The sequence below is a fragment of the Dehalococcoidia bacterium genome (assembly GCA_003597995.1).
Lineage (GTDB): Bacteria > Chloroflexota > Dehalococcoidia > Dehalococcoidales > UBA1222 > SURF-27.
Genome location: QZJY01000013.1, coordinates 1 through 21,211, shown reverse-complemented (window position 1 = coordinate 21,211; position 21,211 = coordinate 1). Strand labels below are relative to the sequence as shown.

Genomic DNA, 21,211 nt, shown 5'->3' with positions numbered 1-21,211 from the left:
CTTCCCACGACCTTACGGTCGGGGTATTAACAGATACGAACTTCGTTCGGTCCGCTTCGCGGCGAACTACATCCCTCGACCACAATGGTCGGGGTATTCAGGAAAAGGTGAGTATAAATATCAGGTATGGGAGTAAAATCCTTAAGCGCTTTTACCAATGTCAGACAGACCCTTACGATAAAGTAATCCCACGCCTGACCCATACCTGATTAAGAGGGTCCGTTGCCTCCAGAATTTTTCTCCCGGAAACAAAAACGATTTCTTATCGGCTCAGTCAAAATCCACGGAATTATACACTTATAAACGCTCTTATACGACGGATTTGATTTTCTAAAAACGATAGGGTATACTTTCATCCTATTTTCCATTTTGCCAGCCGAAGGAGCAGTATTGTTACAGGGTTACGGATATATTGCCCTCTTCCTACTGGTGAGCCTGGCTTTCGCCGGGTTCATGATAACCCTGCCTGTGCTGCTGCGCCGCCTCAAGGTAATTCCCCACAAACCATCCGCCATTAAATCCAGTACGGTGGAGTGCGGCCTCGAGACAACAGGACGCAGCTGGGTGCAGTTCAACACTCACTACTATTTTTTCGCGCTCATCTCTGTAGCGCTGGACGTCATGCTGGTCTTCATTTTGCCGTGGGCTGCCGGCCTTAAAGAGCTGGGGGCCTTTGCTCTTGGAGCCGCTGCCGTTTTCGTGGCTATCCTGCTGGTGGGTTACCTCTACGCCTGGCGCAAGGGTGTGCTGCAGTGGAAATAGAACGCAGCCCCCTGACCCCTTCGTCAGAGATAGACCGCCGCGAAGCTGCCGGCATCGAAGCGCTGCGCAACGCGAGCCAGCGGCCCATCCCCGACCCGGACGCATGGCTCGACCAGGAAATCAAGCGCAACCTTCTCTTCACCACCGTGGATGGCGTCATCAACTGGGCGCGCAAAGCCTCGCTCTGGCCTGCTACAGCCTTCACCGCCTGCTGCACCTTTGAGTTCATCGGGGCGTCTGCATCGCGTTTCGATACCTCCCGCTTCGGCATGGAAGTGGTGCGCTCTTCGCCGCGACAGGCAGACCTTCTGATTTGCGGCGGCACGCTAAGCTGGAAGATGGCCCCTCAGATAAAGCGACTCTACGACCAGATGGCCGAACCCAAGTGGGTTATCGCCATGGGCGCCTGCGCCATCAGCGGAGGCATTTTTCACGACTCATATGCCGTCGTACCCGGCTACAACCTCCTTTTCCCGGTCGACGTTTACATCCCCGGCTGCCCGCCGCGTCCCGAAGCATTGATGGCTGGCTTCGAAGCCCTGCGCCAGAAAATCGCCAAAGAAAGTATCAGCAGACCCAGATAAGATGACGACGATGCTCAATATTGACGATATTGCCGCCAGGCTCAAGGCGAAGTTCGGCAAGGGTATTAGCCCCGCCAATGATTGCCTTGAGGTAACTCCCACGCTCTTGCCGCAAGTGGCGGAATATCTTAAAACTACCCCCGGGATGGATTTTGACTTTCTGGACATGGTCACGGCGGTGGACTATGCAGACCGCTTCGAGATGGTCTACAGGCTTCTTTCCACCAGGAATAATTCGCTCGTCAGTATTAAGGTCAAATGCGATAAAGCCAAGCCTGTGGTGCCGTCGCTGGCAAACCTGTGGCAGGGAGCCAGCCTCCAGGAGCGCGAGATCTACGACCTGCTCGGCATCGAGTTCAGCGGGCACCCCGACATGAGGCGCATCGTGCTCTGGGAAGGCTACCAGGGACATCCCCTGCGAAAAGATTTCAAGGACAGGGTCTATGGCGCTGGCAACTGAGCCATTTATACTCAATATAGGACCGGTGCACCCCAGCACGCACGGCGTCTTCCGCATGCGCGTGGTGCTCGATGGGGAGATCATCCAGGACGTCGAACCGGTCTTCGGCTACCTGCACCGCGGCATGGAAAAGCTCTTCGAGCAGCGCACTTATAAACAGAACATCCCGCTCACGGACCGCCTGGATTACGTATCGGCCATTAACAATAACTGGCCCTATGTCATGGCCGTCGAGCAACTCGCCGGCATACAGGTGCCCCAAAGGGCGGAGTACCTGCGCGTTATCATGGGCGAGCTGCAGCGCATAGCCAGCCACCTGCTGGCTGTCGGCTCGGTCACCAACGATATGGGCATGTTTATTACCGCTTTCATGTACATGTTCCGCGAAAGAGAAAAGATTATCGACCTGCTCGATATGGTTACCGGCCAGCGCCTGCTGTACAATTTTATGCGTTTCGGCGGCGTCAGCCAGGATATCCCCACGGAGTTTTTGCCGGCACTTACGAAGTTCCTCAAGGTAATGCCAGGGTATCTGGACGAGTACGACCGCTTGCTCACCGAAAACGAAATACTGCTATCGCGCCTCAAAGGAATAGGCGTGCTCAAAGCGGAGACAGCCATAAACGCATCGGTCAGCGGCCCCGTGCTAAGAGGTTCCGGCATCAAGTGGGATCTCAGGAAAGCCGCGCCTTATTCGGTCTACGAAAACTTCGCATTCGATGTCCCGGTGGGTATAAACGGCGACTGCTACGACCGCTACAGGGTGAGGATGGAAGAGATGCGCCAGAGCCTGCGTATCATACAGCAGGCGGTGGAGCAGATGCCGGCCGGCAAGGAAAAAATACCCACTCCGCTGCGCCTCAGACCGCCTGCCGGAGAGGCTTACGCCCAGATTGAATCGCCCAGAGGTATGCTCGGCTGTTATCTGGTTTCCGACGGGACTGAAAAACCTTACCGCTGCCATTTCCGCGCACCGGCTTTTATAAACCTCACAGTGCTGCGCGAGCTTTTAATCGGGCAGAAGCTGGCCGACGCCATAGTCATTTTCGGCAGCATCGATACCTCGATGGGAGAGGTGGACAGGTAGCGACATGAATTATTCTCCCGGCTTCGAGTTCAGTGCTGCCGCCATTCCCGCCGACTGGCCGGGCAACTTCTGGTGGCATCTGATTATATTAACCGTGCTGCTCATCGGCTTCCTGATGACCACCGTAATAATCTTCATCTGGATGGAAAGACGCGTCATCGCCCGCTTCCAGGCGAGGCTCGGCCCCAACCGCGCCGGACCTTTCGGCCTGCTACAGTCTTTTGCCGACGTCATTAAAATTCTGACCAAGGAAGACATTATTCCGACGCTGGCGGATAAAGTCCTTTTCTGGATAGCCCCGGCCATTGCCTTCGTGCCTGTTCTGATGGTTCTGGCGGTTATCCCCCTCATGGACGGTCTGCAACTGGTCGATATCAACGTCGGGGTGATGTACATCGCGGCCATAAGCGCCATCAGCGCCATCGGTGTTTTTATGTCGGGCATGGCGTCCAATAACAAATATTCGCTTATCGGCGCCATGCGTGAAATAGCCCAACTGATCAGTTACGAGATCCCCATGGTGCTGGCCCTCGCCGCCATAGTTATAGCGACCGGCTCGATGTCTGTGTCAAGCGTGGTGGCCGCCCAAAATATACCATTCGCCCTGGTGCAGCCGCTGGGCTTCGTCATTTTCTTCGTAGCGACACTGGCTGAGATCAACCGCACGCCTTTCGATCTGGTAGAAGCCGACTCCGAGCTGACGGCCGGGTTCAACACCGAGTTTTCCGGCATGAAATTCGCCGTGCTCTACCTGGTCGAGTATAGCGAAGCCGTTATCGCTTCCGTGCTCATCACCACCTTCTTCCTGGGGGGTTGGCACGGCCCCTTCCTTCCCGGGATTGTCTGGTTTATCGGGAAAATGTTTGCCAGCTTTTTCTTTATCTTATGGATAAGAAGTACGCTGCCGCGCCTGCGCATCGACCAGTCCATGAAACTGGCGTGGAAGGCACTTCTGCCTCTAGCCCTGGTGAACCTTTTCCTGGTGGCTATTAAAACAGTCTTCCTGCCGGACCTTTCCCAATGGGTGAGCATACCGGTTTTCATCGTAATTACGGCAATCCTGATTCTTTTGTGGGCAAGATTCACGCTTCCGGGGAGGCAAACAGTTGGCGCCTGAGTTTTTCGGAAGAGGGTTACTCAAGGGTATGGGCGTTACTTTCCAGAATCTGCTCAAACGGCCCGTCACCGTCCAGTACCCTGAACAAAAGCTGACGGTATCCCGCCGCGAGCGCGGCACAGTGCTGGCCTGGTCGGCTGACAAATGTACCGGCTGTTACACCTGCGAACACGCCTGCCCGCATGGCTGCATCGATATTGAAACGTCGAAAAAAGGCGCTAAATGGACGGCCCAGGCCCCCTGCACCCACCGCTGCCCGGCCCGTGTGGATGCCGCCCGCTACATACGCTGCATCGCCGACGGCAAGCCTGGCGAAGCCGTAGCGGTCATCCGCGAAAAGATACCCTTCCCATCGGTTTGCGCCTACGTCTGCGCCCATCCCTGCGAAAGCGCCTGCAACCGCGGGTCCATCGATGAAGCCATCGCCATCCGCAAGCTTAAACGCTATGCCGTGGATAACGACACCAGGGTCTGGAAACAAAAGGTTAAAAAGGCACAGGCGACAGGTAAAAAAGTGGCCGTTATAGGCGCCGGACCTGCCGGACTTACCGCGGCGTACTACCTGGCGCGGAATGGCCATGCAGTGACCGTCTTCGAGGCATTGCCTTCACCCGGCGGCATGTTGAAGGTTGGCATACCGGATTACCGCCTGCCGCCGCGCATCCTGGAAGCCGACATCAAAGAAATCGAAAATGCCGGAGCGATTATTAAACTCGGCGCGCGCGTCGATTCTCCGGATAAGTTACTGGAGGAAGGTTTTAACGCCGTGTTCGTCGGCGTGGGCGCGCATCAGGCCATCGCGCTCGGCGTGCCCGGCGATACAGACCCCCGCGTTCTTGGCGGCGTGGATTTCCTGCGTGAAGTCAATCTGGAAAAGCCGGTTAAACTCGGGAAACGCGTGGCTATAATCGGCGGAGGTAACACCGCCATAGATTGCGCCCGCACAGCGGTCAGAATGGGCGCCAGCGAAGTAAGCCTTATTTACCGCAGAACGCGCGCCGAAATGCCGGCGGCTCCCGAAGAGGTGGAGGAGGCAGTTGAAGAAGGGGTCAAGCTGGTATTCCTGGCGGCGCCTTCAAAAGTACTCGCCCAGGATGGTAAGCTGATGCTCGAATGTATCCGCATGAAACTGGGCGCGGAGGACGCCAGCGGCCGGCGCAAGCCCGAACCCATCAAGGGCAGCGAATATCAGATTGAACTCGATAATATTATCTCGGCGGTCAGCCAGAGCCCGGTCGTGCCGAAATCATTCGGATTGGCCACCGACAAAAGCAGCCGCCTTGTGGTTGATTCCGATACCCTCGCCACGGCCAAATCCGGCGTCTTCGCCGGCGGTGACGACGTGCTTGGTCCTGCCACTGTTATAGAGTGCATCGCACAGGGCAGACAGGCGGCCATTTCTATCGACAAATATCTCGGCGGGAGCGGCGAAATTACGGAGATTCTGGCAACGCCCGAGGTTCCCATCAACAGAGAAGGCGCACCGCTCGAAGCCTTCCGCCCCGCCAATGCCGCCATTGCTCACGAGAAACGCCTTCACAGTTTTGAAGGCGTTGAAATCGGCTGGAGCAAAGAAGAAGCGCTGGAAGAATGCAGCCGCTGCCTGCGCTGCGACCTGACCTATAAGCCGGAAAAATGGCAGCTTAAAGGCGGGCACTGCATATACTGCGGTCTATGCGTGGAAGCCTGCCCGTTCGACGCCCTGTATATGGGCTACGAGTACGAACGCAACAGCTATCGTCTGGCCGAACAGACACTGGAAAAAGAGGAACTGCTGACTCCTGAAAAGCGCCGGCCCAGCGCTTACGCCCATCCTGAGCTCGCCCGCGAGCTGCCCGAGCAGACTTTGCTTGTCGATACTGGCAAAACTAAGAAATAAAATATGGGAATAAATATAGCTTTCTGGGTTCTGGCGTTACTCGCGGTGAGCGGGGCGCTCATGGTAGCAACCGTGCGCAGCCTTTTCCGCACCGCCATGGGCCTGGTACTCTGCTTTTTATCAATAGCCGGGCTGTTTATCACTCTTTCAGCCGACTTTTTGGGAATCGTACAGGTGCTTATTTACATCGGCTCTATCGCCGTGCTTATAATCATTGCCATAACGCTGACACGCGAGGTAGAATGCGGCAACCTGCCGTCCCGCTTTAAAATGCCGGCGATAGTATCAGGAATATTCTTTCTCGGGGTGGCGGTCTGGGTTATGCTCAACACGGACTGGCCGGTAAATTCAGCGGCACCAACCTCTCCTACGACCACTACGTTGGGTGGTATACTTTTCAACCAGGATGGCCTGGTGTTGGCGGTGGAAATCGCTGCCTTATTGCTCCTGGCGGCTATAATCGGAGCTATCAGCGTGGCAAGAGAGAAATAAATGTCCATAGGTCTCACGCATTATCTGATTCTATCGGCCGTGCTCTTCAGCATAGGTTTATACGGCGCTTTGTCCAGAAAAAACGCTATCGTTGTGCTGATGTTCGTTGAAATTATGCTTAACGCGGCCAATCTGTCGCTGGTGGCCTTTTCGCGCTTCATCACACCCGAGCAATTGAGCGGACAGGCTCTGGCCATCTTCAGTATAGTCGTGGCCGCTGCTGAAGTTGCCGTCGGGCTGGCCATCATTATCGCGCTTTACAGACAGCGTAAAAATATTGACGTGACCGATATTAACCTGTTGAAGTGGTAAAAGATGCAAATTTCGAACATGCCGTCTGAATTTGTCTGGGCCGTCTGGCTGCTGCCTCTGGCGGCTTTTGCCATTATTTCGCCTTTGATACGTCCGTTCCCCGGTAAAGCAGAACCCGCCGGCTATGTTTCGATTACCGCCATAGGACTTTCGCTCGGGCTGTCCTGCTGGCTGCTGGCGAGCGTCTGGCAAGCACCGGACCATCAGATATTACTCAACGGTTTCAACTGGCTGAATATCTCCGGAGGGCCCGTATTCAACTTCGGGTTGCTGGTAGACACTCTCAGCGCCGTTATGCTGGTGGTGGTCAGCTCCGTCAGCCTGATGGTGCAAATATATTCGCGTGCCTACATGCACAGCGACCCGAGCTATATGCGCTATTTCGCTTTTATATCACTTTTCACCGCCTCAATGCTGGGGCTGGTGATGTCTTCCAACCTTCTTCTGACCTTTATTTTTTGGGAGCTAGTGGGGCTCTCTTCTTATCTTTTGATAGGCTTCTGGTTCCACCGGCCCGCGGCTGCCGCAGCCGCCAAAAAAGCCTTCCTGGTCACCCGCATCGGCGACGTGGGCTTTCTGATCGGGCTCCTGCTTCTATACTCCAACGCCGGTACGCTGGACATTATTTCTCTGCATGGCCTGGCTGTCAGCGGAGCCATAGCTGGCAGCATACTGACCCTGTCCGCCCTGGGTTTGTTCCTTGGAGCCATGGGAAAATCAGGCCAGTTTCCGCTACACATCTGGCTTCCTGACGCCATGGAAGGTCCCACGCCTGTTAGCGCACTCATCCATGCGGCCACCATGGTCGCCGCCGGAGTTTTCCTGGTAGCGCGCATGTATCCGCTTTTCGAAGCGGCGCCTCACGCACTGACTGTAGTAGGCATCATCGGAGCTTCTACGGCTGTCTTTGCGGCGACGATGGGGCTGGTGATGAAAGACATCAAACGCGTGCTGGCCTATTCCACCATCAGCCAGCTCGGCCTCATGTTCCTGGGTCTGGCTACCGGCGGTATCTGGGTAGGCATCTTCTACCTGTTCAACCACGCCTTTTTCAAAGCCCTGCTCTTCCTTGGAGCGGGCAGCGTGAACCACGCTACGGGAACATTTGATTTGCGCGAAATGGGCGGGCTCAGAAAGAAAATCCCGTGGACTTTCGCTTGCTTTGTCCTGGCTGCTGTCAGCCTGGCCGGCGTGTGGCCGCTGGCCGGTTTCTTCAGCAAAGAGGAAGTCCTGGCCAGCGCGTTCGATAAGCAACCTGTGTTGTTCGGTCTGGCGATTGCCACTACTTTCATGACCGCCTTCTATATTTTTCGCGTCGTCTTTCTGGTTTTCGGCGGCCAGTACCGCGGCAGTCACGGGCCGCACGAATCTTCCAAAACCATGCTTGTCCCCATGGCACTGCTGGCAATTCCGGCAGTGGCCTCCGGCTGGCTAAATGCAAATGGCGGCTTCGAGCGCTTCCTCCAAGGCGGAGAGACACACGGATTCTGGCAGGGAATAACCGGCGTGCTGGCTCATCCCCTAACCTGGGTATCCCTGCTGGCAGCAGGCTCGGGTATATTCATTGCATACTCGATGTACATAAAAGTATGGGTTTCGCCTAACCGTATTAAATGGATATTCCGCTCGCTCTATGCCATCTTCACGCGCAAGTACGGGATGGATGAATTATACGAGAATCTGATTGCGGGCAACCTGCTTTATCGAGGGCTGTTTCAGGCTCTCCAGTGGCTGGATAAGGTTGTAATTGACGGAGCCGCCGACGGTATCGCTTTTGTCACAACCGGGGCCGGCCGCATGATACGGCGAATTCAAACCGGCCAGCTTCAGTTATACGGGATAATTTCTATTTTGGGAGTAGTAATTATAGTGCTTGTAGCATTGGTCAGAGGTTAGTTCGAGTAATGAACTTTAACTTATTATCACTAATAGTTTTCCTGCCGCTCGTGGGAGTCCTGGCGATTGCCTTGATTCCCCGTCTCTCATCAAAAGCGGTCAAATATTTGGCCCTGGTAGCCACGCTTTCTGTACTGGCTCTGGCTCTGTTACTACTTTTCTTCTTTGACCGCGGGGCGAGTGGCATACAATTCGAAGAGTTATATTCCTGGATACCGGCTATAAACGCTCATTATCATCTCGGGGTGGATGGCATCAGCCTGCCGATGGTGGTATTGACTGCTTTTCTGGGGCTCGTTGCCGTTCTTATATCCTGGAAGGTGGAAAACCGGGTCAAGGAATTCTTCATCTGGCTGCTGGTGCTGGAGAGCAGCATCCTGGGGGTTTTCTGCTCGCTCGACCTGCTCCTCTTCTTCGTCTTCTGGGAGATAGAGGTCATTCCCATGTATTTTCTCATCTCCATATGGGGCAACGGACGTAAGCAGTATTCCGCCACCAAATACGTCATATACACGCTGGCCGGCAGCGCCCTCATGCTGGCCGGAATAGTGAGCCTGTATTATGCCACCGACAGCCTTGATATGGTGGCGCTGGCGAACAATGGATACGCCATGGCGCAATCCGTACTGCCCGCTGCCCCCATCTTTTTCCTGCTGCTGGCGGGTTTTGCCGTCAAGTTGCCCGTCTTCCCGCTGCATACATGGCTGCCCGACGCCCACACCGATGCCCCTACCGCCGCCAGCGTTTTTCTGGCCGGCGCTCTCATCAAGATGGGGGGATACGGCATGATACGCCTGGTCAGCATCTTCCCGCCGGTTGCTCAACAATACGCCCCCATTCTGCTGGGGCTGGCCGTCACCGGCGTAGTCTACGGCGGCGCTATCACCCTGCGTCAGACCGACCTCAAGCGCCTCATCGCCTATAGCAGCATCAGCCATATGGGATTTGTGCTGCTAGGCATCTTCGCGCTGAGCCAGACGAGCCTGGTAGGCGCCAGCCTGCAGATGGTCAGTCACGGGCTTATCACCGGCCTGCTCTTCGCCGTGGCGGGTATCATCATGCACAACACACACGAACGCGACATCTCCAAGATGGGCGGCCTGGCGCGCCAGATGCCGGCAGCCTCCACCTTCTTCATCCTGGGCGGGCTGGGAGCCCTGGGGCTGCCTGCTACCAGCGGTTTTGCAGCCGAGTTTACCACCTTCCTGGGCAGTTTCACCAGCACTGAAGTCAGCGGGGTCAAGATCTTCGTTCTTGTAGCCCTCCTGGGCGTGCTGCTGGCGGCGGCCTATATATTATGGCTAATCCAGCGCGTTTTCTTTGGTCCTGTATTGCCCGTGTTCAACGAGGCGAAGGACGCGGATAAACTGCAAAAATTCTATTGTGGCATGTTCATAGCACTTATATTTTTTATCGGGATATATCCTTCCAGCCTCACTTCGATAATTCAGAATAGCGCCGCGGGCGTTATTAAATTACTGGGCGGTTAGAGGAGCTTTCATTGAATCTGGACTTACTGGGACCCGAAATCTGCCTGGCAATCACCGCCGTGGCTGCAATTGTTGCGGACCTACTTTTTAAACGTAAAGGGGCCGTTACGATAGCGAGCCTGGCAGGTATAGGTATCGCAACAGTACTCACCGTTTCCCTGCTGAATAAAAACCCGCAGACAATCGGAAATGGCCTGTTTGCCCTGGATAACTACGCGATATTCTTCACGTTGTTATTCCTGGGTCTGGCGTTTATGGTTATTCTGGCTTCCACGGATTATGTCAGCAGGATGAGCGATTTCCACGGTGAATTCCACGCGCTTATACTCACGGCCACCCTTGGAGCAATGCTAACCGCAGCGGCTACGGATATCATCTCCATACTGTTATCGGTTGAACTGACCGCCATATCCTTTTACGCTCTGGTTGGCTTCCTTAAGGATGGCAAAGCCAGCGAATCATCCCTGAAATATCTCCTGCTCGGAGCCGTCAATTCAGCCGTTCTTTTATACGGGCTGGCGATGGTCTTCGGTTTCAGCGGCTCGACGCGCCTCGCCGAGATAGCCCAGGCCGTCTCTAATATCCCGTCACAAGGCGCAGCCGGTAGCGCCGGTCTGATTTTCGGGCTGGCGCTGGTGGGTGCCGGATTCAGCTTTAAAATCGCCGCCGTGCCATTCCATATGTGGGCGCCCGATGTCTACGAAGGGGCACCCACTCCGATTACCCTTTATCTTTCGACGGCCAGCAAGATTGCCGGTTTCGCAATTTTGCTGCGCTTCCTACTGACCGGCTTTATCCAGCCGATGGCGCTCAGCCAGAACTGGGGCATTGCTCTGGCTGTAATCAGTGCGCTCACCATGACTTTAGGCAACCTGGTGGCCATACCTCAGACAAATATCAAACGCCTGCTGGCATATTCCTCCATTGCGCAAAGCGGCTACATGCTCATCGCGCTGGCCAGCCTGGGAATGACGGCAGCGGCCAGCAACACGATTCAAAGCAGCCTGCTGTTTTACATTCTGGCTTTCGCTCTGGCCGAAATAGCGGTTTTTGCAGTGGTTATTATCGTTTCACACAAGATAAACAACGACCTCATCGAGGGTTATGCCGGGCTGGCCAAACGCTCGCCGCTTCTGGCGGTTACCCTCACCATAGGGCTCCTTTCGCTGATGGGACTGCCGCCTATGGCCGGATTTATCGCCAAGTTTTATGTTTTCAGCCAGGCAGCGCGCAGCGGCCTCGGCTGGCTGGTGATAATAGCCGTCATCAACAGCGTCATTTCTGCCTATTACTACCTGCGCATTGTGAAAACCATGTGGATGGATGCTCCCGCCGGGGATGAGAGTATCTCATCGTCCTCCGCTCCCAAGCTGGCGCTCATTATCGCCTGCATCGGTATAGTCATACTGGGAATTGTTCCGGCCTTGATAACCAGAGCGACTGAATTTGGCTCACACCTCTTGTTACCCTAGAACATGCCTGAATTATCGCCACAGAAGGCCATACGGCTGATAGACAGCCATGCGCACCTGGATATGTCCCGCTTCGATGCCGACCGCGACGTAGTCATACAGCGAGCGACACAGGCGGGAGTGACCTCTATTATCAATGTGGGCATCGACCTCGCCTCAAGCCAAAAAGCCATAGAGATGGCACAGCGATACCCTACAGTTCTGGCCGCTGTTGGCATACATCCGCAAGAGGTTAAAAACATATCTGAAAATGAAATCGGCGCTCTCGCCGACCTCGCACGCAAGCCAGAGGTTGTAGCCATCGGCGAAATCGGACTGGATTTTTACCGCGATTACGCCCCGCACGAGCAACAAATCAAGGCATTAAAATGGCAACTGGCTCTGGCCGATGAAATGCAGCTACCTGCAATCATCCATTGCCGTCAAGCTGAGAAGGAAATACTAGAAGTTCTAACCGATTGGAGAGCAAGACACAGCTCCTCAACCAAATCCGCAGGTGTTATCCACTGTTTTAACGGAACTCTCAAGCTGGCAGAAAATTACCTTAATCTCGGGTTTTACATTTCTCTTGGAGCTTATATCGGCTATCCGTCATCCAGGGCTTTCCGCGAGGTAGTTAAACAACTGCCGACGGACAGGTTGCTCACTGAGACGGATTGCCCGTTTCTGCCTCCACAGAGCCATCGCGGACAACGCAACGAACCGGCTTATGTGGTGGAAATTGCAAAAGAATTAGCCAATATTAAAGAGATGAGACTAGAAGAGGTCTCCGCTCTTACTTCAGCCAATGCAGCGCGACTGTTCGGGATTCCTGATTTATCCAAATAAACGCGTCAGACCCTAAACGCCGACGGGCAAATATCGTTCAAAACGCAGATATCGCACTTCAGATTACGGGCGATGCAAACTGCCCTGCCGTGGTCAATCAACAGATAAGCGAATGACCCCCACTTTTCCTTGGGCACCTGTTTCATCAGGTCCTGCTCTATCTTAACAGGGTCTTCTTCATGGCTCAATCCCAGCCTGTTGGAAAGCCGGATGACGTGCGTATCAACGGCTATCCCTTCGGTCACACCATGGGCGTTGAAAAGCACCACATTGCCCGTCTTGCGCGCCACGCCCGGCAATGTGATAATCTCAGCCATCGTCTTCGGGACATTGCCGCCGAAGTCCCTGACTAATACCGTTGCGGCGCCCATGATGCTCTTAGCCTTGTTGTGATAGAAACCGGTCGATTTTATCAGGCCCTCCAGTTCCAAAACATCCGCATTGGCATAATCGGAGGCTGACTTATATCGGGCAAAGAGAGCGGGAGTGACCTTGTTCACGCCAACGTCCGTGCTTTGAGCGGAAAGAATAGTGGCTACCAAGAGCTCCAGCGGATTGGAAAAGTTGAGGGCTATCCGCGCGTGCGGATAAACCCTCTCTAATCTTTGCATGACTTCTATAGCATCATCCGCTCTGGTGACACTCATAAAACAACAGCTTTATCCCGTCCATTAGTATGGAAACAATAATGGATTCTTGGGGGTACTCCCGAGAGTCCAACCGACCGTCGGAGAGGATGATATTTTGCGGCGAAAGTTGCGGCTATTTACCGATCTTAAACATCTTGGTGCCGCATACCGGGCACACGCCCTGGGTGGCCGGGCGCCCGTTCTTCATGGTGATGGCTTTAGCACCTTTCATCTCCCTCTTGGTGCGGCATTTAACGCAATAACCCTGCATGGTGTTCCTCCTTGATAATACTTACCAATGAGCATAGCCATCCATAAAGCTAAAGTCAATAGTTTCAGGCACATTCACGGGCGTATAATATTATTTAATACGCCCCTCGACTGATATCCAATCGATATTCTTGAAAAAAGCGTCTATATATGCTGCGCGCTTGAGGCCGTAATCGAGCATAAATGCATGTTCGAAGACATCCATCACCAGAATAGGAACGCAGCCTGCCGGATGCCCTCCATCATGTTCGTTAATCCACTGGTTGAAAAACCTGCCGGACAGATTGTCATGGTATAAGATGGCCCAGCCAATGCCGCGCATGGAGCCGATAGCCCTGAAATCCTTCTCCCATGCCTCCAGACTGCCAAACTCGCCAGTGAGTTTCGTGGCCAGCTTGCCAGATTTGTCCAACATCGAGTTACCGCCCAGATTCTCAAAATAAAGCTCGTGCAGGCGCATGCCGTTGAACTCCCAGCCCAGCCGCCGCTTGAGTTCGGCGTACTGCGGAGTGGCAACCTGGTCGTCTTTGAGCATGCCAGCCAGCGCATCCATCACTTTGTTGGTATTGATCACATAACCCTGGTACAGAGTGAAGTGATTTGCAAGTAACGTGTCGCTGAAACCCGCCATCCCTGTTAACCTGGAATAATCTTTAGCCGCGTATGTCATTTTTGAGTCTCCTTTTTTCATTAATCTCAGCTTCAATGACCAATGTTAGCTTTAAAGCGTAAAATAATCATAAAATGGCCTCGAGAAAAGTTACAATATCATCACATTTATGAGTACAAATGGCTTGAGACATTGAATTCATAGTAGGCAAGCTCGATCGAGGATAAATGGAAAAGGGAGGTTTTCACCTCCCTTTTCAAAATCACATTATCAAACGCCTATCACTGCCGGCGCTCTTCCGTCCAGGGGTCCCCGTGGTTATGATAACCGGCACGCTCCCAGAATCCGGGATGGTCTTCCGCGCTGAATTCGATACCAGTCGCCCACTTGGCGCTCTTCCAGAAATACAGCCTGGGGACTATCAGTCTTACCGGGCCGCCGTGCTCGTCGGTCAGCGGTTTGTCGTCATGCGTGAAAGCGAAAAGCACATCTTCAGCCAAAAAATCTGAAAGTGGCAGGTTCGTGGTAAAGCCGCCTGCGCCATGCACGATGACAAACCTGGCTCCGGGTTTGATCTTAACAAGGTCAGCGACGGTTTTGGAACCTGGACCCTCCCACATATTATCCAGGCGCGACCAGGTGGTAACGCAATGTATATCCGAAAAGACTTTAAATTTTGGCAGCGCCGCGAATTCGTCGTAGCTCAATTTCAGATCTTTCTCAACCAGCCCGGAAATTGAGAATGTCCATTTATGGGTTTCTATGCGAGGCACATTCCCGTAATGCAGCACCGGCCAGTCTTTTACCGGGTGCTGTCCGGGCGGAACCCGGTTTGGACGCTTGGTATCCGAACTATAAATTACTTCCGGGCTTGCCATCCACAACCTCTTTCTAACAGCAACAACCCTTAGAGCCGCCAGTGCTGCTAGCCCCAAGGTACTTTTCAGGGTTCTTGTCGAAGGACTTTTTACAGCCTACGGCGCAGAAATAATACTTCTTGCCCTTGTATTCCGAGGTCGCCGCCGGTTTGGATTCATCCACCTTCATTTTACAAACGGGATCGATTGCTACAGCCATGTTGATTTACCTCCTATATAATATTATATATATTAAACCCTCGGCTTGTTCGGGTCAAAGCGGTTTCTCCGTGCGGTATAGTTGGTTTTCTTTCTCTGCTTGGAGCGAGTCCTCCCTTCGAAACGCGCGAATAGAACTATTTCTTCAATCTCCACAGTTTTACCCGTTGTATTTTCTCTTCACCATCGTAGTGACTGATGGTATAAGGATAATCATTGACAGGATAAAGACCCATACCGAACCGCCTATTCGGGCTACCCATGTATAGTCCCTTATCAGGGTGACAGTGAGAAATAAACCTGACGTTATCAGAGATACGCTGATGTAGATTAAGGCACTCACCAGACCAATCCTGGTTTTCATAGATATTCCCCTCCTTAATGACTAGCTACATGTTCCGGCACTCTACCAGACACGGGAGTCTTGCCCTGCTCATTACGCCGTATTTGCGGAATGTAGCCTCGCATGCGCAAGGTATTCATAGTTACAGATATTGAACTGGTAGCCATCAGGAGAGCCGCAAGTTCAGGGCTCACCATTTGAGCAAAGAAAGGGTAGAGCAGTCCTGCCCCGATGGGAATAGATAGCATGTTATAGCCAAAGGCCCAGAATAAATTCTGTTTTATCAGACGCAGAGTCTGACGGCCTATTTGCAGGGCAGCCACCACGTCCAAAAGATCGTCTTTAACCAAAATGACCTGCCCTGTCTCCTTGGCTACATCTGTGCCTGAGCCAATAGCAATGCCTACGTCAGCTTGAGCAAGTGCCGGGGCGTCATTAATACCGTCGCCGACCATAGCCACCTTCAACCCCTCCGCCTGAAGTTTCTTCACCTCATTAGCCTTATCTTCCGGAAGCACCTCCGCCAGCACGCGGTCGATGCCTACCTGCTTTCCGATAGCCTCAGCAGTGCGGCGATTGTCTCCTGTTATCATAGCCACCCGGATGCCCATGCGATGCAATTCTTTTACTGCTATGGCAGAGGTTTCTTTGAGAGTGTCCGCTACCGCTACAATACCTGCCAGCTTCCCGTTCACAGCCACAAACATGGCTGTTTTGCCTTCACCCGCGAGACGCTCTGCCTCGGGCAGCTGCTTTTCAAGGTCAATGTTCCGCTCTGTCATCAACTTCCTGTTGCCCAGCAGTATATTATGGCCGTTTGACACGGCTTCGATTCCATGTCCGGGGATAGCATTAAAGCTCTCGGCGACCTGTTCTTTTAAGCCTCGATTTTTGGCACCTCGAACAATGGCCTCGCCCAGCGGATGCTCGGAGTTTTTCTCGGCCGCCGCCGCCAGCTGGAGTACTTCGTCCTCGGTCAGATTGCCTGCAGCCAGAACATCGGTCACCGCAGGCTCGCCTCTGGTGAGCGTACCCGTCTTATCGAAGATAACAAACTTGATTTTGGCGGTATTCTCGATAGCTTCGGCCCCTTTGAATAGTATGCCGTACTCTGCCCCCTTGCCGCTTCCTGCCATGATTGCGCTGGGCGTAGCGAGCCCTACGGCGCACGGGCATGAGATGATGAGCACGGTCACTGACGTGAGCAAAGAGAAGCCGAATACTCCCATTCCGGCCAGAACGTAAGGGGTAAGTATCAGCCGACTCTCCGGGACAAACCATAGACCATAGCCTATGAAAAACCAGAACAAAAATACGATGAGTGCCAGGGCGTGGACGCCCAGAATGAAATTCCCGGCAACCTTGTCCGCCAGTTTTTGAATTGGGGCTTTGGTTGTCTGAGCATCCTCCACCAGCTTGATAATCTGGGCCAGCGCCGTGTCTTTACCCACTCGGGTAGCTTTGAAACTGAAGGCTCCCGTCTTATTGATGGTGCCCCCGATCACCTCATCATCCGCCTTTTTCTCAACGGGCATGCTTTCGCCGGTAATCATTGACTGGTCAACTGAAGAGTATCCCTCGAATACTTTACCATCCACAGGGATAGCCTCTCCCGGACGGACCTGCAGCAGGTCATTTATCTGGACCTCCTCGGCAGGAATCTCCACGGCCTGTCCATCCCTTATTACTCTGGCCTTTTTTGGCTGGAGTTTCATCAGCCGCCGGATAGCCTCTGAAGTGCGCCCCCTCGTAATTGCCTCCAGGTAGCGGCCCAAGATGATAAAGGCGGTGAGCAGAACTGCGGCTTCGTAAAAGGTCGCTTCCCTGCCACCAAAGCCAGCGTCAGGCCAGAAAGTATTGATAACGGCGATGAGATAAGCGGCACCGATACCGGTAGCGTAGAGCAGGTTCATATCGGTCAGGCCACGTTTCAACCCGTTCCAGCTGTTGACAAAGAATTGTCTGCCCGGGCCGAAAACGATAGGCGTGGTCAGGAAGAATAGGAATACCTTGTTGTTCATCCACGCCGGTATTATTCTGGGTAAAAACCAATAGGGCTGGAAAGTACCCAACATCACCAGCAAGCCGACCGACCAGGCGATTATCAGATTGATGCGCTGGCGGCGTATCTCCTGCTGGCGCACTTCCTTTTCCCTGTCCAGGGCATCCTGCCCCTCCGTTCGTTCCTCCGCGCTGTAGCCGAGCGCCTTTATCGCTTTTATTATCTCAGAGAGTTGTGTTATCGTTGGCTCGTATTCAACGCGAGCGGTGCCCGCAGCCAGGTTGACCACAACCTTATACACGCCCGACAGACCACCCACTGCCTTCTGGGCGTTAGCAACGCACGATGCGCAGGTCATGCCAGTTACTCGCAGACTTGCAATACTCAAGATAACTTCATATCCTATATCATCTACTGCCTTTTTGATGCTCGAAAGGGATGCTTGCGATGGGTCATATTCGACAGATGCCTTACCCGTGGCCAGATTGACTACGGCTGTCTTTACGCCGCGCACTCCTTTGAGAGCTTCCTCAACATGAGCTACACAGGAAGCGCATGTCATACCGCCAACAGATATAGTAATTTTCTTCAAGCTTATATTATCAGTCATTCTGAATCTCCCTTCAGCACTTGCATCCAACTTCTAAACTGGCGCAGATCATTTCGCTTATATCCAAACTGGTTTTTTGAGCCTTGCCGCCCTGTGATTTTCAGCCATCAAAAATCTCCGGGTTTGTATCACTCTCCAAAAAAACAACCCCGGGATTAGCGTTCCATAGCCTTACGAATTGTAGCCATGAGCTCCTTAATATAATCATCCCCTCGCCGTTCCCGAATCGCATCAGAGACACAACCTTCTATATGACTTTGAAGTATTAACAACGCCACCCTATCGGCAGCAGAGGAAAGCGCATTTAATTGTTGAACAATGTCAATGCAGTAGCGCTCCTCTTCAATCATCTTTTCAATACCTTTGGCCTGTCCTTCAATCAGCCTCATTCTCGTCTTAAGAGAATTCTTTCCCTGTGTATAGCGGTAATGGGTAACTTCTCTACTATTTGGCATTTCAATACCCCTGCTTTGTTCCGAAAGGTATACTATATACTAGTATATAGTATACCTTTCGTCAAGTCCCTATCCAACCTATCGGATGTCCAACACGGCTACGACTTACCGTTTGCCTGCATCAAGTCTGAAATTCCCATTTTGAACTGTTTTACGGCAATTTTATTTTCTCACAATACGCCAATAGGCGTATATTTAGCTTGACAAGACGCCAGTAGCCAATTAAAATATGGCAAATTTTTATTTTATTAGTATAATTGCATGAGTCTACATTTATTACGGCAATATACGGCAAGACCCATCAAGGAAACTTAAGGTAAGGCGTGAAGCCGTGCCTGAGTAAATATTTTTAAGGAGAGCTATGGAAGACAAATCACAGGCCCTTTTCTGCTCGGTGCAATCACAGCTGGACGATATAGGCACCATGCTCAAGCTAGATGCCGGCACCAAAGCCTTCATCCGCCAGCCGATGAAGGAACTCACCGTCTCTATTCCGGTCAAAATGGACAGTGGTGAAACCAGGGTTTTCACCGGCTTCCGCATCCAGCACAACAATGCCCGCGGCCCATACAAGGGCGGCATCCGCTTCCACCCTGAAGAGACAGTGGACACGGTGCGCTGTCTGGCTACCTGGATGTCTCTCAAGTGCGCCGTGGTCGGCATCCCGCTGGGCGGCGGCAAAGGCGGCATCATCTGCAACCCCAAGGAATTTTCGGCAGGCGAGATGGAAAGACTCTCCCGCAGCTACGTGCGCCAGATATGGGAGCTGGTCGGCCCCGACCAGGACATCCCGGCGCCCGATGTCTATACCACCCCGCAAATAATGGCCTGGATGATGGACGAGTATTCCAAGATAAAGGGATACGGCAATCCCGGCATGATAACCGGCAAGCCCATTTCCGTGGGTGGGTCGCTGGGACGTGGCGACGCCACTAGTCGCGGCGGCATGTACACCATCATCGAGGCCGCCAAACATCTCAAAATGACACTCAAGGGAGCCAAAGTAGCCATCCAGGGCTACGGCAATGCCGGCTCCTTCGCCGCTCAACTGCTCAATGAAGATACCGGCTGCACCATCGTGGCCGTGAGCGACTCCAGGGGCGGCATCTACAGCGCCAAGGGGCTCGACCCCCGCAAGGTGCTGGCGCACAAGGAAAAGACCGGCTCGGTGGTCAATTTCGCCGGCGCCAAGAACATCACCAATGAAGCCCTGCTGGAGCTCGACGTGGATATCCTGCTGCCATCAGCCCTGGAGGGCGTCATCACCGCGGACAACGCCAAGAACATAAAAGCCAAGATTATCGGCGAGCTAGCCAACGGCCCGACCTCCGCCGATGCCAATGAAGCCCTCTACAAAAGGGGCATCATGGTCATCCCTGACATTCTGTGTAATGCCGGCGGGGTTACTGTGTCCTACTTCGAGTGGGTGCAGGGCCTGTACCACTTCTGGTGGAATGAGACCGAGGTACGCCAGAAACTGTCCGAGGTAATGACCAAGGCCTTCAAGGATGTCCTGGCTGAGTCGCTCAAGCGCAAGATCAGCATGCGCAAGGCCGCTTACGTGGTGGCCGTCGGGCGCATCGCCGAGGCCATGAAACTGCGCGGCTGGGTGTAACCGGTTTTATAAAGGGAACGCTTTTGTGAGAGACATGGAAAGCCGAGTGACGGTGGACGAGAGCCGCCAGGTAGCCAGGGAGAAAATGGCCATTCTGCGCATACTGGCCAATTCGCCCAAAGCCATGGGCAGCAAGGTCATCGCGCGCCTGCTCCGGGACGAGTACGGCATCGAGCTGTCCGAGCGCGCCGTGCGCTATCACCTGGGGCTGCTGGATGAACGCGGCCTTACCTCCAAGGTGAGCCGGCGCGACGGCCGTCAGGTGACCGAGCTCGGCATGGAAGAGATGGGAAACGCCCTGGTGAGCGACAAGGTGGGCTTCGTCATCGACAAGATAGAGCTGCTGGCCTATCAGACCACCTTCGACCCGCGCAAGCTCACCGGCCAGCTACCCATCAACTTTTCCCTCTTCCCCCGGGAAAACTTCAAGGCGGCGCTCAAAGCCATGGCTCCGTGCTTCCAGGCAGGCATATGCGTCAGCGACCTGGTGGCTGTGGCCGAGGAAGGATATAAGCTGGCGGGTATCACCATACCGGCGGGACAGGTGGGTTTCGCCACCGTTTGCAGCATCGTCATCAACGGCGTGCTGCTCAAGGAAGGCATCCCTATGGACTCCCGTTTCGGCGGCATGCTGCAACTCAACAACCGCAAACCCTGGCGTTTTTCCGACCTGATACAGTATTCCGGCTCATCGCTGGACCCGTCGGAAATATTCATCGCCGGGCGCATGACCAGCATAGGCCAGGCGGTCAAGTTAGGCGACGGCAAGGTGCTGGCCAACTTCCGCGAGATACCGGCCATGTCGCTCTCGCTGGCGGAGAAGCTCTTCGCACGGCTCAAGAAAGCCGGCATCAACGGGCCGCTGGCGCTGGGCGAATCCGGCAAACCCGTATGCGAGGTGCCGGTGGGACTGAACAAGGTCGGCGTGGTGCTGGCCGGAGGGCTTAACCCGGTGGCCGCCGCCGTCGAGGCCGGATGCCCCGTCTCCAACAAAGCCATGAGTCGCGTCATCGAGTTTGCGGATCTCAAAAGCTTCTGGGAAATCTAACCGGCTCGTTAGAGTTTCATTATAGAGGAGTCCGCCTGGAGCGGACTCCTCTTTTTCATCGGGTAAATGGGAGTAAATGCAAAAGTTCAGAAACATATTGGACTCTCTGGGAGGTGAAGATGGGGAGTCCGGATGAAGCAAATCTATGTAGAAAGTTATTACCGGAGCGGCTAT

General features: G+C 53.8%; 21 protein-coding genes. 14 read left to right on the top strand and 7 right to left on the bottom strand.

Annotation, left to right across the window (positions count from 1 at the left end):
* Positions 1 to 390 precede the first annotated feature (390 nt).
* Genes C4542_01790 through C4542_01735 form a run of 12 tightly spaced genes read left to right on the top strand, consistent with a single transcriptional unit; the run spans position 391 to position 12,379 of the window.
* On the top strand, positions 391 to 762 hold the full coding sequence (locus C4542_01790; protein ID RJO62866.1) for an NADH-quinone oxidoreductase subunit A: 372 nt from the start codon (positions 391 to 393) through the stop codon (positions 760 to 762).
* An 11-nt stretch (positions 763 to 773) separates the two neighbouring features.
* Positions 774 to 1,346, top strand: coding sequence for an NADH-quinone oxidoreductase subunit B (locus C4542_01785; protein RJO62868.1), 573 nt, complete (start codon positions 774 to 776; stop codon positions 1,344 to 1,346).
* Between the two features lies 1 nt (position 1,347).
* The gene (locus C4542_01780) at positions 1,348 to 1,806 is read left to right on the top strand and encodes an NADH-quinone oxidoreductase subunit C (protein ID RJO62865.1); all 459 of its coding nucleotides are present in this window, start codon (positions 1,348 to 1,350) and stop codon (positions 1,804 to 1,806) included.
* On the top strand, positions 1,790 to 2,893 hold the full coding sequence (locus C4542_01775) for an NADH-quinone oxidoreductase subunit D (protein RJO62864.1): 1,104 nt from the start codon (positions 1,790 to 1,792) through the stop codon (positions 2,891 to 2,893). Before C4542_01780 ends, C4542_01775 begins: the two co-directional genes overlap by 17 nt.
* A gap of 4 nt (positions 2,894 to 2,897) precedes the next feature.
* A complete protein-coding gene (nuoH, locus tag C4542_01770; protein ID RJO62863.1) occupies positions 2,898 to 4,010 on the top strand; it encodes an NADH-quinone oxidoreductase subunit NuoH in 1,113 nt (370 codons plus the stop codon).
* The gene (locus C4542_01765) at positions 4,000 to 5,889 is read left to right on the top strand and encodes an FAD-dependent oxidoreductase (GenBank protein RJO62862.1); all 1,890 of its coding nucleotides are present in this window, start codon (positions 4,000 to 4,002) and stop codon (positions 5,887 to 5,889) included. Before nuoH ends, C4542_01765 begins: the two co-directional genes overlap by 11 nt.
* A gap of 3 nt (positions 5,890 to 5,892) precedes the next feature.
* Entirely contained in the window at positions 5,893 to 6,381 is a 489-nt protein-coding gene (locus C4542_01760; GenBank protein ID RJO62861.1) for an NADH-quinone oxidoreductase subunit L, read from the top strand.
* Positions 6,382 to 6,693, top strand: a complete 312-nt coding sequence (gene nuoK, locus C4542_01755; GenBank protein RJO62860.1) for an NADH-quinone oxidoreductase subunit NuoK — start codon at positions 6,382 to 6,384, stop codon at positions 6,691 to 6,693.
* An 18-nt stretch (positions 6,694 to 6,711) separates the two neighbouring features.
* A complete protein-coding gene (locus C4542_01750) occupies positions 6,712 to 8,589 on the top strand; it encodes an NADH-quinone oxidoreductase subunit L (protein ID RJO62867.1) in 1,878 nt (625 codons plus the stop codon).
* 8 nt (positions 8,590 to 8,597) lie between these two features.
* Positions 8,598 to 10,079 (top strand): NADH-quinone oxidoreductase subunit M, encoded by a 1,482-nt coding sequence (locus C4542_01745; protein ID RJO62859.1) that lies wholly within the window; start codon positions 8,598 to 8,600, stop codon positions 10,077 to 10,079.
* Positions 10,064 to 11,551, top strand: a complete 1,488-nt coding sequence (locus C4542_01740) for an NADH-quinone oxidoreductase subunit N (protein ID RJO62858.1) — start codon at positions 10,064 to 10,066, stop codon at positions 11,549 to 11,551. Before C4542_01745 ends, C4542_01740 begins: the two co-directional genes overlap by 16 nt.
* Positions 11,552 to 11,554: 3 nt before the next feature.
* Positions 11,555 to 12,379: a TatD family deoxyribonuclease gene (locus C4542_01735; GenBank protein RJO62857.1), complete on the top strand. Its 825-nt coding sequence runs from the start codon at positions 11,555 to 11,557 to the stop codon at positions 12,377 to 12,379.
* 5 nt (positions 12,380 to 12,384) lie between these two features.
* Here the strand turns inward: C4542_01735 and nth are convergent, their stop codons facing one another.
* The 7 genes from nth to C4542_01700 all read right to left on the bottom strand — a co-directional run bounded on the left by nth (position 12,385) and on the right by C4542_01700 (position 18,374).
* Positions 12,385 to 13,026 (bottom strand): endonuclease III, encoded by a 642-nt coding sequence (gene nth, locus C4542_01730; protein ID RJO62856.1) that lies wholly within the window; start codon positions 13,024 to 13,026, stop codon positions 12,385 to 12,387.
* Between the two features lie 343 nt (positions 13,027 to 13,369).
* Complete coding sequence (locus tag C4542_01725) at positions 13,370 to 13,948, bottom strand: superoxide dismutase (protein RJO62855.1); 579 nt, start codon at positions 13,946 to 13,948, stop codon at positions 13,370 to 13,372.
* A 221-nt stretch (positions 13,949 to 14,169) separates the two neighbouring features.
* On the bottom strand, positions 14,170 to 14,766 hold the full coding sequence (locus C4542_01720; protein ID RJO62854.1) for a sulfite oxidase-like oxidoreductase: 597 nt from the start codon (positions 14,764 to 14,766) through the stop codon (positions 14,170 to 14,172).
* A 13-nt stretch (positions 14,767 to 14,779) separates the two neighbouring features.
* Complete coding sequence (locus tag C4542_01715) at positions 14,780 to 14,965, bottom strand: YHS domain-containing protein (GenBank protein ID RJO62853.1); 186 nt, start codon at positions 14,963 to 14,965, stop codon at positions 14,780 to 14,782.
* Positions 14,966 to 15,124: 159 nt separating this feature from the next.
* Positions 15,125 to 15,328 carry a hypothetical protein gene (locus C4542_01710; protein RJO62852.1) on the bottom strand — a complete coding sequence of 68 codons (204 nt, stop codon included), beginning with the start codon at positions 15,326 to 15,328 and terminating at the stop codon, positions 15,125 to 15,127.
* A 14-nt stretch (positions 15,329 to 15,342) separates the two neighbouring features.
* The gene (locus C4542_01705; protein ID RJO62851.1) at positions 15,343 to 17,919 is read right to left on the bottom strand and encodes a copper-translocating P-type ATPase; all 2,577 of its coding nucleotides are present in this window, start codon (positions 17,917 to 17,919) and stop codon (positions 15,343 to 15,345) included.
* Positions 17,920 to 18,074: 155 nt separating this feature from the next.
* Positions 18,075 to 18,374: a transcriptional regulator gene (locus tag C4542_01700; GenBank protein ID RJO62850.1), complete on the bottom strand. Its 300-nt coding sequence runs from the start codon at positions 18,372 to 18,374 to the stop codon at positions 18,075 to 18,077.
* Positions 18,375 to 18,735: 361 nt separating this feature from the next.
* On the opposite strand from C4542_01700, the gene C4542_01695 reads away from it, so the two are divergent.
* A complete protein-coding gene (locus C4542_01695; protein RJO62849.1) occupies positions 18,736 to 19,989 on the top strand; it encodes a Glu/Leu/Phe/Val dehydrogenase in 1,254 nt (417 codons plus the stop codon).
* 34 nt (positions 19,990 to 20,023) lie between these two features.
* Positions 20,024 to 21,037 carry a DUF128 domain-containing protein gene (locus C4542_01690; protein RJO62848.1) on the top strand — a complete coding sequence of 338 codons (1,014 nt, stop codon included), beginning with the start codon at positions 20,024 to 20,026 and terminating at the stop codon, positions 21,035 to 21,037.
* Positions 21,038 to 21,211 lie beyond the last annotated feature (174 nt).

Excerpts from the sequence above, each read along its gene's own strand:
- C4542_01780 (RJO62865.1), top strand. The coding sequence starts at position 1,348 with ATGACGACGATGCTCAATATTGACGATATTGCCGCCAGGCTCAAGGCG.
- C4542_01775 (RJO62864.1), top strand. The coding sequence starts at position 1,790 with ATGGCGCTGGCAACTGAGCCATTTATACTCAATATAGGACCGGTGCAC.
- nuoH (RJO62863.1), top strand. The coding sequence starts at position 2,898 with ATGAATTATTCTCCCGGCTTCGAGTTCAGTGCTGCCGCCATTCCCGCC.
- C4542_01760 (RJO62861.1), top strand. The coding sequence starts at position 5,893 with ATGGGAATAAATATAGCTTTCTGGGTTCTGGCGTTACTCGCGGTGAGC.
- nuoK (RJO62860.1), top strand. The coding sequence starts at position 6,382 with ATGTCCATAGGTCTCACGCATTATCTGATTCTATCGGCCGTGCTCTTC.
- C4542_01750 (RJO62867.1), top strand. The coding sequence starts at position 6,712 with ATGCCGTCTGAATTTGTCTGGGCCGTCTGGCTGCTGCCTCTGGCGGCT.
- C4542_01745 (RJO62859.1), top strand. The coding sequence starts at position 8,598 with ATGAACTTTAACTTATTATCACTAATAGTTTTCCTGCCGCTCGTGGGA.
- C4542_01735 (RJO62857.1), top strand. The coding sequence starts at position 11,555 with ATGCCTGAATTATCGCCACAGAAGGCCATACGGCTGATAGACAGCCAT.
- nth (RJO62856.1), bottom strand. The coding sequence starts at position 13,026 with ATGAGTGTCACCAGAGCGGATGATGCTATAGAAGTCATGCAAAGATTA.
- C4542_01725 (RJO62855.1), bottom strand. The coding sequence starts at position 13,948 with ATGACATACGCGGCTAAAGATTATTCCAGGTTAACAGGGATGGCGGGT.
- C4542_01720 (RJO62854.1), bottom strand. The coding sequence starts at position 14,766 with ATGGCAAGCCCGGAAGTAATTTATAGTTCGGATACCAAGCGTCCAAAC.
- C4542_01715 (RJO62853.1), bottom strand. The coding sequence starts at position 14,965 with ATGGCTGTAGCAATCGATCCCGTTTGTAAAATGAAGGTGGATGAATCC.
- C4542_01710 (RJO62852.1), bottom strand. The coding sequence starts at position 15,328 with ATGAAAACCAGGATTGGTCTGGTGAGTGCCTTAATCTACATCAGCGTA.
- C4542_01705 (RJO62851.1), bottom strand. The coding sequence starts at position 17,919 with ATGACTGATAATATAAGCTTGAAGAAAATTACTATATCTGTTGGCGGT.
- C4542_01700 (RJO62850.1), bottom strand. The coding sequence starts at position 18,374 with ATGCCAAATAGTAGAGAAGTTACCCATTACCGCTATACACAGGGAAAG.
- C4542_01695 (RJO62849.1), top strand. The coding sequence starts at position 18,736 with ATGGAAGACAAATCACAGGCCCTTTTCTGCTCGGTGCAATCACAGCTG.
- C4542_01690 (RJO62848.1), top strand. The coding sequence starts at position 20,024 with ATGGAAAGCCGAGTGACGGTGGACGAGAGCCGCCAGGTAGCCAGGGAG.